The sequence below is a fragment of the Anaerophaga thermohalophila str. Valhall genome (assembly GCF_000250735.1).
GTDB classification, from domain to species: Bacteria; Bacteroidota; Bacteroidia; order Bacteroidales; family Marinilabiliaceae; genus Anaerophaga; species Anaerophaga thermohalophila_A.
In genome coordinates this window covers 21,577-34,718 of the sequence record NZ_AHZV01000299.1, presented here as the reverse complement: position 1 = coordinate 34,718, position 13,142 = coordinate 21,577, and the positions used below count along the sequence as shown (strand labels likewise).

The 13,142-nt window shown below is 43.4% G+C and carries 11 protein-coding genes; 4 read left to right on the top strand and 7 right to left on the bottom strand.

What is annotated here, in order from left to right:
* Positions 1 to 93: 93 nt before the first annotated feature.
* From OQ5_RS0115775 to OQ5_RS0115745, 7 genes are all read right to left on the bottom strand, one after another.
* The gene (locus OQ5_RS0115775; RefSeq protein ID WP_016778417.1) at positions 94 to 1,224 is read right to left on the bottom strand and encodes a DegT/DnrJ/EryC1/StrS family aminotransferase; all 1,131 of its coding nucleotides are present in this window, start codon (positions 1,222 to 1,224) and stop codon (positions 94 to 96) included.
* Between the two features lie 24 nt (positions 1,225 to 1,248).
* Positions 1,249 to 2,913 (bottom strand): capsule assembly Wzi family protein, encoded by a 1,665-nt coding sequence (locus OQ5_RS0115770; protein WP_016778416.1) that lies wholly within the window; start codon positions 2,911 to 2,913, stop codon positions 1,249 to 1,251.
* A 173-nt stretch (positions 2,914 to 3,086) separates the two neighbouring features.
* Positions 3,087 to 4,118 carry a hypothetical protein gene (locus OQ5_RS21340; RefSeq protein WP_016778415.1) on the bottom strand — a complete coding sequence of 344 codons (1,032 nt, stop codon included), beginning with the start codon at positions 4,116 to 4,118 and terminating at the stop codon, positions 3,087 to 3,089.
* A 7-nt stretch (positions 4,119 to 4,125) separates the two neighbouring features.
* Positions 4,126 to 6,000 carry an asparagine synthase (glutamine-hydrolyzing) gene (gene asnB / locus OQ5_RS0115760; RefSeq protein ID WP_016778414.1) on the bottom strand — a complete coding sequence of 625 codons (1,875 nt, stop codon included), beginning with the start codon at positions 5,998 to 6,000 and terminating at the stop codon, positions 4,126 to 4,128.
* Between the two features lie 38 nt (positions 6,001 to 6,038).
* Positions 6,039 to 7,091, bottom strand: a complete 1,053-nt coding sequence (locus OQ5_RS0115755; protein ID WP_016778413.1) for a DUF354 domain-containing protein — start codon at positions 7,089 to 7,091, stop codon at positions 6,039 to 6,041.
* Positions 7,088 to 8,128: a hypothetical protein gene (locus OQ5_RS0115750; protein WP_016778412.1), complete on the bottom strand. Its 1,041-nt coding sequence runs from the start codon at positions 8,126 to 8,128 to the stop codon at positions 7,088 to 7,090. The genes OQ5_RS0115755 and OQ5_RS0115750 overlap by 4 nt, the downstream gene beginning before the upstream one ends.
* Positions 8,129 to 8,136: 8 nt before the next feature.
* Positions 8,137 to 9,108, bottom strand: a complete 972-nt coding sequence (locus tag OQ5_RS0115745; RefSeq protein ID WP_016778411.1) for a glycosyltransferase family 4 protein — start codon at positions 9,106 to 9,108, stop codon at positions 8,137 to 8,139.
* Between the two features lie 333 nt (positions 9,109 to 9,441).
* Between OQ5_RS0115745 and OQ5_RS0115740 the strand changes: the two genes are divergently transcribed.
* From OQ5_RS0115740 to OQ5_RS0115725, 4 genes are all read left to right on the top strand, one after another.
* Complete coding sequence (locus tag OQ5_RS0115740) at positions 9,442 to 10,989, top strand: AbgT family transporter (protein ID WP_016778410.1); 1,548 nt, start codon at positions 9,442 to 9,444, stop codon at positions 10,987 to 10,989.
* 161 nt (positions 10,990 to 11,150) lie between these two features.
* Positions 11,151 to 12,236: a 5-aminoimidazole-4-carboxamide ribonucleotide transformylase gene (locus OQ5_RS0115735; protein WP_044107968.1), complete on the top strand. Its 1,086-nt coding sequence runs from the start codon at positions 11,151 to 11,153 to the stop codon at positions 12,234 to 12,236.
* 190 nt (positions 12,237 to 12,426) lie between these two features.
* Positions 12,427 to 12,576: a hypothetical protein gene (locus tag OQ5_RS23625; protein WP_016778408.1), complete on the top strand. Its 150-nt coding sequence runs from the start codon at positions 12,427 to 12,429 to the stop codon at positions 12,574 to 12,576.
* Between the two features lie 187 nt (positions 12,577 to 12,763).
* Positions 12,764 to 13,129 carry a hypothetical protein gene (locus OQ5_RS0115725; RefSeq protein WP_016778407.1) on the top strand — a complete coding sequence of 122 codons (366 nt, stop codon included), beginning with the start codon at positions 12,764 to 12,766 and terminating at the stop codon, positions 13,127 to 13,129.
* Positions 13,130 to 13,142 lie beyond the last annotated feature (13 nt).

Sequence of the window (13,142 nt, the reverse complement as noted above, 5' to 3'; positions counted from 1 at the left end):
GGCAATCCTTGCCCATGCTCGTTTCATCTTAAATCTTATATCTAAAAATCTATTAATCTATAATGGCAATCCTTTTCTTTTGTCATGCTCGTTTCACGAAAACTGCTTAATCTTTTGTGTTATATACAATAATTCTTCCTCTGTCAGCTCTGTATGCATAGGCAACGAAAGCACTTCACTGCAGATCATTTCAGCTACCGGAAGCGACATCCCGTTGCGGCAATAAGGAGCAAAGACAGGCTGCCGGTGCAATGGCAATGGGTAGTAGATCATTGAAGGAATGCCATTCTCATTCAGGTATTTCTTCAGCTTATCTCTCTGGCCGCCGGGCACTCTCACGGTAAACTGATTAAAAGTGTGATCGACCCCTCTCCCCTGCCCGGGAAGACGCAAAAACGGGACATCCTTCAACGCCTCAAAATAGATTGCTGCTGCCCGGCGCCTCCTGTCAATAAAATCGTCAAGATGCCCCAGCTTTGCATTCAAAACAGCCGCCTGAAGGGTGTCAAGCCTGGAATTCAAACCGACACGTTCGTTAAAATATTTCTTTCGGGCACCATGGTTAACTATCATCCTGAGTTTTTCAGCAATGTCGTCATCGTTTGTAAAACAGGCCCCTCCATCGCCATAACAACCCAGGTTTTTAGTCGGGAAAAACGAAGTACACCCAATGTGGCCAATGGTTCCAAGTTTCATCTTGTTACCGTCCATAGAAAAATGGGCGCCAAGGCTTTGAGCAGCATCTTCAATGACAAACAGATCATTTTCCCATGCAATCTGCATAATGTCGTTCATGGCACTTCCCTGTCCAAACAAATGAACCGGAATAATTGCCTTTGTTCGTTCCGAAATGGCATCTCGCACAGAAGCAGGATCAATATTGTAAGTTGCGGGATCAACATCAACCAAAACCGGTTTCAGACCGAGCAGAGCAACCGCCTCAACCGAAGCAATGAATGAAAACGTGGAAGAAATAACCTCATCTCCCGGCTGCAGGTCAAGTGCCATCAGCGCTGCCTGAAGAGCATCCGTTCCGTTACCGCAGGGGATCACATGTTTCACATCAAGATAACGTTCCAACTCCCCCGAAAAAACATGAACTTCGGGTCCGTTAATATATTGTCCTCCGCCCACAACTTTTTCCATAGCCGGCTCAATATCCTTCTTAAGCCTATGATACTGACCGACAAGGTCAACCATCTGTATGTTTAGGGTATTCGACATTAATATTTAAATTTTAGCTGATTATCAGAACCCGTAATTCACACCAAATGAACCCGAGAAACCTCCGTCGCGATAGAACGGGGGAATATATTTTTCGGTATCAACACCTTCAAAATTATTATATCCGATTCCAAAATACACATAACCATCGTTGATGACCTGCCACGTGCCTTTCAAAGATATTTTATCCATTTTCAGTCGGACTTCATTCATGAAAGGCAGGCCCCACCGCGGTTCCTCCTGATTAATCTCCGGATGGCCGGCTTCCTCTCCATTGATCAGAATAGATTGATAATCCTTACCTTTCCGGGCATGAGAATAAGACAACTGTAAATTCACGCCGCGAAGAGGATGGTAGCCGACTTCAAAAAACCATTCGTCGCTGTTGTCTCTCATATAATGCCCCATATTGTAACCATTACTTTCCCAGGTAGTTGTTGGTATTTTATGCTGATACACCATCGGGTTGGTGCGTGTATATTCCGCCGTAAAAGACATACCTGATGGTACACCAGATATCCTCACACCAGCCTTTGCACTTATATAATTGGAATGCTGTTCTTTATCAAACATCCTGTTTACAGATATCTCATCCACAAAGATGGTGGAATAGAGGTGAAAATGTTTCAACTGCCGGCTGCTGATGTCAAAAAACATTTGTGCATTTTGTCCTACTTCATTGGATGCACCGTTATAGGTATGATCCACCGATTTGTAAAAAAGAAAAGGTACCAGATAAGCCGGATTTACACGGGTATCGGCATAAACAATGCTATTTCCGGCGGAAACATACAATCGTGGAACAGGGCGAACAGTCAAAAAATTGGCAGCCAAATATTTATCGGCAAAAACTTCACGTGTTCCGTCATAATATCGGAAAGAACGAACACTGTCGACAACTTCCGAAACCAGCCAGCCGTGTATGTATCTCAGCTCAAACCATGGAACGGGATTGATCTTCAAAGAAATAAAGGCATGCGAAGGGACGTTGCCTGAAAAAATGTTGGCACCGTTGTAGCCATGCCCCCAGGTAAAATGGTCTTTGTGCAGCCCTATTTGACCCCAGTCCCACGACCAGGTCAGGCCTCCACGTGCTTCGCTGAAATCACGGGCTTCATCATCGCTCTTATATACCGCACCTCTTTTTTGTATTAAGAAAGACCTTCCCCCTATTACCTTCGACTCGTGATTGTCGCGTAAACTTCCATAAAATCCAAAATGCTGCCCAACAGAGCCATGTATCTCTCCCCCATTGTAGCGATAGTAACCGGCCGCTCCATCCGACAAAAAGACACCTGCTCCTAAAACAGGATTGACCGTTAAACTAAACAGTGAATCGCTGTAATAAAAAAGGTCGAAACGCTTGTTGGTTAATTCTTCAGAAGGCAATTCCCTGCCAAAATCGCGAAGATAGAAATCAACCTCTCTGCGCTGGCGACGAGTAATATCTTCATTCTTTTCTGCTTCTGCCAGGAAACCAGTAATTTCCAACCGGCTATAAGGTTTTGCAATCGTATTAACATCAATAATCCCCTCATTGGCAAGTTCATCTATAAAATCATAAATCCCTTGATTATCAACATGCACAGGTACATGTTGTCCTTGCAATAAAAAACCCTGCCCCGATAACACCATAGCAAAGAAAACAAATCGGAAAACTGTACGCTTTTTACAATAATTTTTGTTCATTCAAAAGATCATTAAATTATCAGATTTTGCTTACTCTTTACCCCTTAACACTTCCAACGTTGAAGTCCACCGGGATACTAAAGTTTCATCGGACATACTAAACGTTATTATTTGTAAAGACCTTCAACATTCTGTTTCCTACCACATCAAGCGTGGCATACCTCTGATACCATTCAATAGATTTTTTCGCAATTTCTTTCATTTTTTTCGGGACTTGCCAGTAATCCTGCAATGGTTTCCTCCAGGTCTTCGGGATCGCAGCTCACCACAGGTAAATCGGGATAACTCTTGCGGGCCCAGTTCTCGATGCGACAAATAACCACGCAACCCCTCGAAAGACCTTCTACCGAGAGTAATCCGAAAGTATGTGTAAACTGATCGATAAGAATATGCGCTTTTTCAAGGTTTTTCAACACCTCCTGATTAGGCATTCGTCTTGATATATAATCAATTTCATATTTACCCCCAAGCTTAGAAATTGCCGCTTCCACATATTTGGTACCTTTAAGCTCGCGGTGAGAAGGGAAATGCATGATCCGAACGGGTGAAGAATCATCAAACTTTTCAAGCGAAACAGGATTGGCGGGTGGATCGGTCATGAGCCACATAGGATATGCCTTTTCATGACTTTTGAGATAGCCGGATGTACTGGGCCTTGAAAAAATAAAATCTGCATGTTTTTCAAACTTACGGATTCGGGCTTTCTTCTTTTCCGGCCGGTCACACAGACAAAATCTCTGCTTTTTTATATCGGTACAATACCAGCAAAAACTGTATTTCATGGTATTCAGCTCGTCGTACGGATCCTTTTCGGCACAGCCCGGAAAGAAAAAGGCAACTCTCTTACCGAAAAATTTCAATATGGCCAGATCGTTATGATTCCGGAAAAAAGTGACGGGAGAAATAAAATAGAACAGATCGTAACGAAAAAGAACAGATAAAAGAAAGAAAAATCTGATCAGGGCATTAACAGGATGTAATACAAACCGGTTGTTGATCAGCTTGATGACCCCCTTCCTTTTTAATGAACGAAACTGAAGAACCAGCTTATCGGTTGAATAACCGAATTCATGCTTCTCGTAGGAATAGCTCCGGGCATGAACGCCCACTTTACGCAACGAGCGGGCAATGTAATGGGCATTACCGGCAGTATTACCCGGGCCGACAAATACTCTGGGGTTTTTCTCTTGTTTCACTTTGTTCATTTATATCTTAATTTCCAAAAATTCTGAGCCACCATTCAAAACTCAAAAGTGACCATATCAACAGCCGGTTGTTTTTTTGTCCTTTCATGTGTTCTTCCATCAGGCGATGCGCTACATCAAAATCGATAAATTCGTAGATTCGTGCCTCTTTGTTGTACAACAATCTTCTGATATAATTGAGGCTTTCTCCTTTAAACCAGCTGGCATCAGGAGCCGAAAAGCCCTGTTTATGGCCGTTGCAATAATCGGCAGGCACATATTTTTGCAACATTTTCCGCAACAGAAGTTTTCCATCGGTCGACAGCGATTTCACCTGTTTTTTCCCTGTCAGGTCGTTCTCATTGATATGCACCATATTCTGCCAATCGCGAAGTTTCAGTTCCACAGGAACCTGCATGGCAAAATCCACCAGATCATTGTCCAGAAACGGCAAACGGGTTTCGAGGCCATGGGCCATACTTAGCTTGTCCTCCACCAATAGCAGGCCGTGGAGAAACGTTTTACTTTCAAAATAAAGTGAGTTATTAATATATGTCTGCGGTGACCGGTCACTAACATTGGCCTGACCATTGGTCAGTAATGACCGAAAAACACTCGCAGGTCGCTCAAAATCAATCATTTTCCTGACAGCCGGGGTAAAAAAGATTTCTCTCAGATCGTCGGGTACCAACCGTTGCCAGTATCTGAAATAACTGTCGGCGAAACCATTGTGGTATCCATTCCGGGAATTGTGATAATAGCGCCAGGGATACCCGGCAAACAGCTCATCGCCCCCTGCACCCGACAGGCAGACTTTAACAAATCGTCCGGCCAACCGTGATATATAAAAGTTTGGATAAGACTGCCCCACCCGAAGGTCTTCGAGATGAGTGGTCAGAGCCGGCATGACCCGTTCCATATCGCCGGCTTTCAGCACTATTTCATAATGCTCGGTTTTATAGAGATTCGACAAATACTCCGAGCGTCCACGCTCATCAAAATTAATCTCCATGCCTGAAGCGGAAGAAAGATCGAAACCGGCAGTAAAAGATTTCAGATTTTTAAACTGCCTGGAGGCCACACAAGTGATTCCGCCACTATCCATACCCCCACTCAAATAGGCGCCTACCTCCACGTCGGAGACAAGTTGTCTGGCTACCGCTTCTTCAAACAACCTTTGCAACTCATTTTCAGCCTCAACGGCATCCATAGAAACCGGTCGAAAGGCAAAATCCCAGTAACAATATTCGTTTATTTCTGAAGTACCGGGCTGCACCTCAAGGTAATGTCCGGCAGGTAGAAGTTTCACCCCTTCAAACAAAGTGAGGTCGCTTAAGATATTTTGAAAGGAAAAATATTCAATAAGTGCATCTTTGGACACTTTAAACCGGAATCCGGGATGCTGTTGCAGAGACTTTATTTCGGAGGCAAACAGAAAAGAATTCTCTGTCTGCATATAGTAAAGCGGCTTAATGCCGTAACGATCGCGGGCAAGAATCAACTTTTTCTCATCATTAAACCAGGCGGCAAAGGCAAACATGCCATTAAATTTCTCAATGGCTTTGGTTCCCCAAAAATGAAGTGCATTTACAACTACCTCGGTATCGGAACTGCCACGAAAAATATATCCGTTCTCCTCCAGAACAGCACGTATTTCCCGGAAATTATAGACTTCGCCGTTGTAGGTTAACACTACCCTGCCGTCTGCCGAAGCCATGGGTTGACTCCCTGTCCCGGTCAGGTCTAAAATGGCCAGCCTCCGATGTCCAAGGGCAACGGCCCCTAAGGAGACAACATCTTCTCCGTCAGGTCCGCGGTGAGACAGCACCTTTGTCATCTGCCTGCAAATTTCCTCATTGGCACTGGTTCCATTTTGGGTTAATATTCCGGTTATTCCACACATTTTCTCAATTGTTTAAACGGGTAAAGGACAGGACATGGTCAATTTTTACGAACATTGGCATCAAACTGCTCAATGGTTTCTACCATAAACCGGGTCACATCAATATGGTCCTCCAGTATTTTCATTGACTGACGGGCAGCATTACTTTTAGTACCCGGGCGTCCAAGAAGAGTGGCGGCACTTTTCAATGCCATGGCCTGGTCTTTCTCGGTGGTCCCGTAATTAAGCACCAAACCGTAATTATTTTCCAGATAAAGCAGGTTCCCCAGCCTGAAATCGGACAAATAGACGGCAGGAGTTCCAAGAATAGCAGCTTCGGTAGTCATTGTAGCACCTTCTCCAACCAACACGGTGGCGAAAAACAACAGATGATGAATTTTATGCGAGGCCAGCCTTAAGCGCTGAGCCTCCAGCTCGTCCGGCAAAGGTCCCTCAGAGCTTATAAATACACGACCATACCGTTCAAGAGCTCTGACCAACTCTACTTTTCTTCGATCAGAGAAACCATGTTTTCCCCTGTCGTGAACAGCCATCCAATCAACAAACCGAACTATGGCAAATCTCTCTTCCGGCTTTATCTTCATCTCTTCCAGTATGGAAGGATCGGGTTCAAAATAGTCGGGATGCAGGTAAGCCAATTCCATTAACCCGTTGAATCTGTGATGATGGCTCCCTAAATCCATTTTGAAGCATAAGGGTGTATAAACCTTTTTACAGAAAGGATCGATGAATCGTCTGTAAATTCTGGTATTCTCCGTATCGGTAAAGGTGATGTACGGTTTTCCGGTTATCCGGGCGGCGGGACCAGAATAAATAGTACTGAAATCGACAAATAAGTCGGGCTTGAATTTTCGGGCCCGCCTATACTGCTCCCATGCAGTACCCACAAGATACCATATTTTCCCCGGAAGTGATTTACCTCCTTCACCCCTGTTCTCGTAAGGAATGCCGTAATAATGGAGCAACCCCTTCACATGTTCACGATCTCTGGCTGTCACCAGAAACCGGTGACCGCGTGATTCCATGATCCGGATAAAATTTCTGAAATAGTGAACATGTGCCGGATGCCCTATATCTAACATTATTCTCATATCCTGAAATATTTCCGGAAGAAAAATATCGTAAGTTTTTTATACCACTTATAAAACATTCTTCCCAGATTCCACAAAAACCAGTTATGAACATATATGTAACGTCCCGTCTCACGTACCATACCTCCATAAGACTTTTTATACTGACGGATGTAAAAATCCTGCCCGGGTTTGCCGCCGTTTCCCATTTCAAAGAACCGGATGCCTTCGCTCTGTAGCTCCTGAATAATGCCCCACAAAAATCCGTCGTAAAGCCATTGTTCACTATCATCGAGCATGTTGCCTTCCATCCATACCGATGCTTTGTCATCAAAAAGCAACAACCAGATTGTCGCCTTCATCTTTCCGTTAATAAACAAGCCCCTTGTTCGTAAATAAGGCATTAATGCTTTGGACTCCCTTATCGCGTACATCATTGAACGATGTGACAGGGGACGCCCTTTCGACAAGATGGTTCCGTTCAAAATATGCCATGCATCCAGAAATTCTTTATCATCTTCCAATTCTTTCACAACATGACTGACCTGCCCCATCTTTTCAATATTCTCTTTTCTGTCGGGAGACAAAGATGCCCATAATTCCCCCGATTTCCGGTTCATATCGATGGTAACGGTCAGATAAGACTCATAGTAAAACCCGGCTTCCTCGTAAACAGGCTTCAGAGAAAGTCCTAACCTGTAATTCCTGATCTCAGTATAAACAACAGCTTTGGCAGTTTGGTGAAACAAAGCATCCCACAAAGCCAGTAAAATACCGCTGTCATTTTCTTTAATTAACGGCCCTCCAAAAACAATTTGTCTCCGAGTAAAGAAAGACAACGGTGGAAAAGTATTTGTGAGATGTACCGCCATCAGGACTCCCACAAGCTCATCGTTATCAAAAGCAAAAAAGGTTAAGGGTTTCTGGTGCTTTGTGTTCTGATGTATCTCATACATGCATGGCATCTGGAAAATATTTCCATCCGGATGGTCATATACAAATTTCTCCCAGGCCCGTGTATCCACCCGACCAATATCTGTTGTAATCTTTAATGCCATACAATTCGTTATCTGATTCCCTGTGAAGGACTATTCATAACTTCGGCGTAAACCGAAAACAATCTTTTAATAATATTTCTGTTATCCAGTTCTTTAATTCGTTCTCTCCCGTTTATTCGGCCTTTATGGTTAAGGGCTTTATCAATTCCGGCGGCAATTTCGCCAGGTTCGGGGGCACATATGGCACACCCTTCCAGGTTTTTCAGCCATTTTTTCACATCCCCTGCCGGGGTTGAAACAACCGGAGTATTGCAAGCCAGTGCTTCTTTCACTACATTGGGAGACCCTTCCCATTTTGATGTCAAAAGCACCACATCAGCTGCGTTGTAGTACAAAGGCATCATCTCTGTCGGCCGGTCAAAAACCATCTTCAGTTCGCACGGGCTATGCTCTACCCGTTCCATTGCTGTTTGGGCAAGAGACACATTTTTGACTTCCCTCGCCGGATTAGCGGGCCAGAGTACAACAAAGGAAGAATTTAACCCCATCTCAAGCTCTTGCCGCGCTTCAGCTTTTGGCTTTTCACGAAAAAGCTCCATATCTACTCCGTTGGGTATGATTTTCACTTTTCTCACACCCACCTTTGCAGCCATTTCTTCACTCTTGACGATGGTGAGAGGCCAGAAAAATTTAGTAAATATCCTTACCCCCAGCCTCAACCACCAGGCTCCGAAGACATCGCTCCCCATAAGGGATACCACCAAAGGATGCGCACCAGACAACCTGGCTACCATGCCGCTTAACCCGTAATGAGCATGTACTAAATCAAATGAATGTTCGTCTACATAATGTCTTAACTTACCGATGGCCGATAGATAGGACATCAACCCTTTCCCCTCAATCCTGAAAAAATGAATCTCTGCTCCGTATCCTTTCAATACCCTGGCCTGTTCCTCAATAGCTGCGGTACATCGACCATGGCTGTTCCCACTGCATACAAACAATATTTTTCCAGTAAAACTTTCCGGTATTTCCTCCATCTTTGTTTTTCAATACTCTATCAATTTCTGCTATAAGCTGTAAATCAATTATTTATTGTTGAACAATTATTTGTCTGTAAGTGCTGATTTTCAATATTATAATTCATCTTTCATCTTATATCTAAAAATCTATTGATCTATCGATTTATGTAAATACCCACTAAATTTAAGGAAACTGAATCCGAAATGCTGAGAAGACTGGTCAGTGGCAACAAGTATTTGACCAAATGAGCAATTTTGTATATTAATGCAAAGAGTCTGTTCCAAAAATAAAATGGTTCCAATGACCTTTCACAGAATTTTACCATATTTGACAAAAAAGAAGCAACACCTATGGACACAACAGAAAAGCATCATGCAGAAATTCAACAAAAAAAGGGAAGTGGTTTTCTTGACTGGATAGAGAGAGTAGGAAATAAGCTTCCCCATCCGTTTTGGATGTTTGTTTGGATTACCATCTTCATTGTTTTCATCAGTTTCATTACCTCTTTTTTAGGTGTACAGGCCACTGACCCTTCTACAGGGGAGGTTGTAAAAGCGCAAAATCTTCTTTCAGGCGAAGGCCTTCGCCGGTTTCTTCAGGAGATGGTCACCAATTTTGCTCATTTTGCACCGCTCGGGCTTGTACTGGTAATGTTAATGGGAGTTTCAGTGGCAGAGAAAAGCGGCCTGCTGTCGCTTGTAATGCGCAACCTTACCTTTTCTGTCCCCCGAAAAATTGTATTCCCCGTAATTTTCATCATAGGTGCCTGCGGAAATATAGGTTCCGACGCCGGAGTGGTGATTGTCCCTCCCATTGCTGCACTGATTTTCAGCCAGATGGGCATACACCCGGTGGCCGGATTGATAGCCGGATATGCAGGAGCCACAGCCGGTTTTACAGCGAATTTTTTTATTGCCGGGACAGATGTCTTGCTGGCAGGAATTAGTACGGAAGTAACCAGTAAAACAGGTTTGGCCGAGGTAAGTGCCACGGCCAACTGGTATTTCATGATTGTTTCTACAGTTTTACTTGGACTGGGCGGCGCCTATGTGGTAACACGCTATACTATTCCGCGCACCAGAAATTTTAGTATGGGAGAACACAAAGAACTTGAAAAGCCGGATACTCATGCAGTGACAGATAATGAGCGCAAAGGGTTGAAAAGGGCCGGTTATGCCGCTCTCATCATCATTGCAGTTGTGGCATTGCTGACAATCCCTTCGTGGGGGCCCTTGCGAAATCAGGAGACCGGAGGAATAGTGCCGTCACCTTTTTTAAGAGGTCTGGTGCCCATCCTCTTTTTCCTGTTTGCCATACCGGGATACTTCTTCGGAAAAGCCGCAGGAACCATAAAACACCCCGACGATGTGATAAAATTTATGGGACAAGGTATGAAAGACTTGTCTGGATATATTGTGTTAATGCTGGTTGTTGCTCAGTTTATCAACCTCTTTAACTGGAGCCGACTCGATGCCATTCTGGCCATCAATGGCGCGGAGTTTTTGCAATCCACCGGACTTACCGGGCCGTTCATGTTCACTCTCTTCATGATACTGGTGGCCTTCATCAATATTTTTATTGGAAGTGGATCGGCCAAATGGGCCATATTTGCACCGGTGTTTATCCCAATGCTGGCCCAATTGGGTTTCACTCCTGCTTTTGTTCAGCTGATGTATCGTGTGGGCGACAGCATTACCAACTGCGTTAGCCCGCTCTATGTTTATTTTCCTCTTCTGATTGGATGGATTCGGCAGTATGACAAGAAAGTGGGAATCGGAACCGTGGTCTCGTTGCTCGTTCCTTATGCCATTGTATTGTTTATTATGTGGGTAGCATTACTTTTTGTATGGTATTGGCTCGATCTTCCAATAGGTGTGGGAGAAGGAATATATATGTAACAGCAGTAGATAAAAGCAACCAACAGGCAGAAGTAATAAATTTTTATACTATGCGGTGAACCTGCTCATGATCGATTCATTAAAATAATACTTTTATTTTTGTAACGTCATTCATGACCAATCGGTTGATAAAAAGATATAACCCAAAAAAAATTCTCCCTATGAAGCTAAAGTATGGAATGAACCCCTATCAGGACTACGCCGAAGTTATTGACCCGTCCGGAGTTTTTCAGCTCTTGAACGGGAATCCCAGTGTCATAAATGTTCTGGATGCACTGAATTCCTGGCAGCTTGTCAAAGATGCTGAAAAAGCACTGGGGAAAGCGGCTGCCACATCCTTCAAACACGTTACACCGTCAGGGGTGGCTCTTGCCTCAGAACTAAACGGACAAGAACAAACAGCCTATCGAACAAAACCGGATGTATCCCCATTAGCCGGAGCTTACGCCAAAGCACGCGGTGCAGACCGTCTGGCTTCTTTCGGCGATTTCATTGCACTCAGCAGCCCGGTTGATGCAGATACTGCACGTCTTATTAAATCAGAAGTGTCGGATGGGATCATTGCCCCCGGTTATTCCTCAGAGGCTCTTGATATATTAAAATCAAAGAAAAAAGGCGGTTACGTGATTTTCAGCATCGACAGGGAATATGAGCCCGACGAAATTGAAGCGAGAGAAATTTTTGGCATTACCATCCGGCAAAAACGAAATCGCCTGAATGTAACAGACGACCTTCTGAAAGATGTAAAAACCGAAACAGCTCCCTTAACACCACAAATAATGTCAGATATAAAACTGGGCATCATTACCCTGAAATTCACCCAGTCCAATTCTATCTGTGTGGTTAACAACGGCCAGGTAATCGGGATAGGTTCCGGACAACAGTCACGGATACTTTGTTCCAAACTGGCTTTGTCTAAAGCCAATATCTGGTATCAAAAAATCAGGATGGACTATTCTTTCACCAAAGAACTCAAAGAACTCAAAAGAACAGAACTCGACCAGATCATCGAACAAAAAAGAGAAGAACTGTTCGGTGAGAAAATTTTACTCAACGAACTGGACAGCACCTGCCTGCTCTCGGATGGTTTCTTCCCCCAAAAAGATAATATAGAGCTGGCCGCTAAATATGGCATAAAATACATTGCGTCGCCGGTCGGTTCAATCAGAGATGCTGAAATATTTGAGACAGCCGAAAAATATGGCATCACTTTTATCAACACAGGGGTCAGATTGTTCCATCATTGATTAGTAATCCACTTCCTGAAGAAAAACCAAATGTGCTTTAACGGATGACAAACAGAGTGTATTTGAACGTTTATAGCAAACCGATTGTTAAACTTCTAATGATAATGATAAATTATGTGGATCAGAACGCAGGACAAAAATTATTCGCGTTTGGATAAGCAAAAACATCTCGAGAAAAAATAAAGCCGCATTGGTTGGTCAGTTTGCTCCACCTTCATTTTTTCATGACAACCAAATGGTACCTGGAGTATACCCTTCAATGGAAGATGCCATAAAGCTTGCTTTGATAGAAGAAGCTATGCAAAAAAAGGAGAGCAGATTTATGATATGGAATAAATAACCTAAATAGAAGTGTCTGTCCATAAAGTGCCATTTACTGTGTTACGCTCGTCCGAAAATTATTCATTTACGAAGAGTAAACTCCGTATTTCCGGACTTCGCAAGCCTTGTAAATGACACTTTCTGAACAGACACTCAAATTGTAAAAATTTTTTGGGAGTTTATAGACACACACTAAATATATCAACATGAAATTACACACCATAAGTTTAATTAACGGCATCGTCCTGGTACTGACAGGCCTTTGGGCTTATATTGTGCCGGAGGTTCGTTCCATTACCGCCCTGATACCGGTTTTCTTTGGTCTTGCCATTCTCATTCTCAATAAGGGAGTAAAATTATATTACAGGGGGATTGCCAATGCTGTGATGATCCTTACTTTCCTTGTTCTCGCGGGGTTGCTGATTCCTCTTAAAGGGGCTATTGAGAGAAATGATACAACGGCGTTAATACAAGTCATTATTATGATGGTATCATCGCTAATATCACTGGTATTTTTTATCAGAAGATTTGTAAATACAAGGTTAAAACCCGGTCAAAGATCGCCACAATAACTATCGTGGCGAT

What these genes read in the sequence shown, in the direction of transcription:
- OQ5_RS0115745 (WP_016778411.1), bottom strand. Translation starts at nt 9,108, where the DNA reads ATGGAGGAAATACCGGAAAGTTTTACTGGAAAAATATTGTTTGTATGC.
- OQ5_RS0115740 (WP_016778410.1), top strand. Translation starts at nt 9,442, where the DNA reads ATGGACACAACAGAAAAGCATCATGCAGAAATTCAACAAAAAAAGGGA.
- OQ5_RS0115770 (WP_016778416.1), bottom strand. Translation starts at nt 2,913, where the DNA reads ATGAACAAAAATTATTGTAAAAAGCGTACAGTTTTCCGATTTGTTTTC.
- asnB (WP_016778414.1), bottom strand. Translation starts at nt 6,000, where the DNA reads ATGTGTGGAATAACCGGAATATTAACCCAAAATGGAACCAGTGCCAAT.
- OQ5_RS0115725 (WP_016778407.1), top strand. Translation starts at nt 12,764, where the DNA reads ATGAAATTACACACCATAAGTTTAATTAACGGCATCGTCCTGGTACTG.
- OQ5_RS0115755 (WP_016778413.1), bottom strand. Translation starts at nt 7,091, where the DNA reads ATGAGAATAATGTTAGATATAGGGCATCCGGCACATGTTCACTATTTC.
- OQ5_RS21340 (WP_016778415.1), bottom strand. Translation starts at nt 4,118, where the DNA reads ATGAACAAAGTGAAACAAGAGAAAAACCCCAGAGTATTTGTCGGCCCG.
- OQ5_RS0115735 (WP_044107968.1), top strand. Translation starts at nt 11,151, where the DNA reads ATGAAGCTAAAGTATGGAATGAACCCCTATCAGGACTACGCCGAAGTT.
- OQ5_RS0115750 (WP_016778412.1), bottom strand. Translation starts at nt 8,128, where the DNA reads ATGGCATTAAAGATTACAACAGATATTGGTCGGGTGGATACACGGGCC.
- OQ5_RS0115775 (WP_016778417.1), bottom strand. Translation starts at nt 1,224, where the DNA reads ATGTCGAATACCCTAAACATACAGATGGTTGACCTTGTCGGTCAGTAT.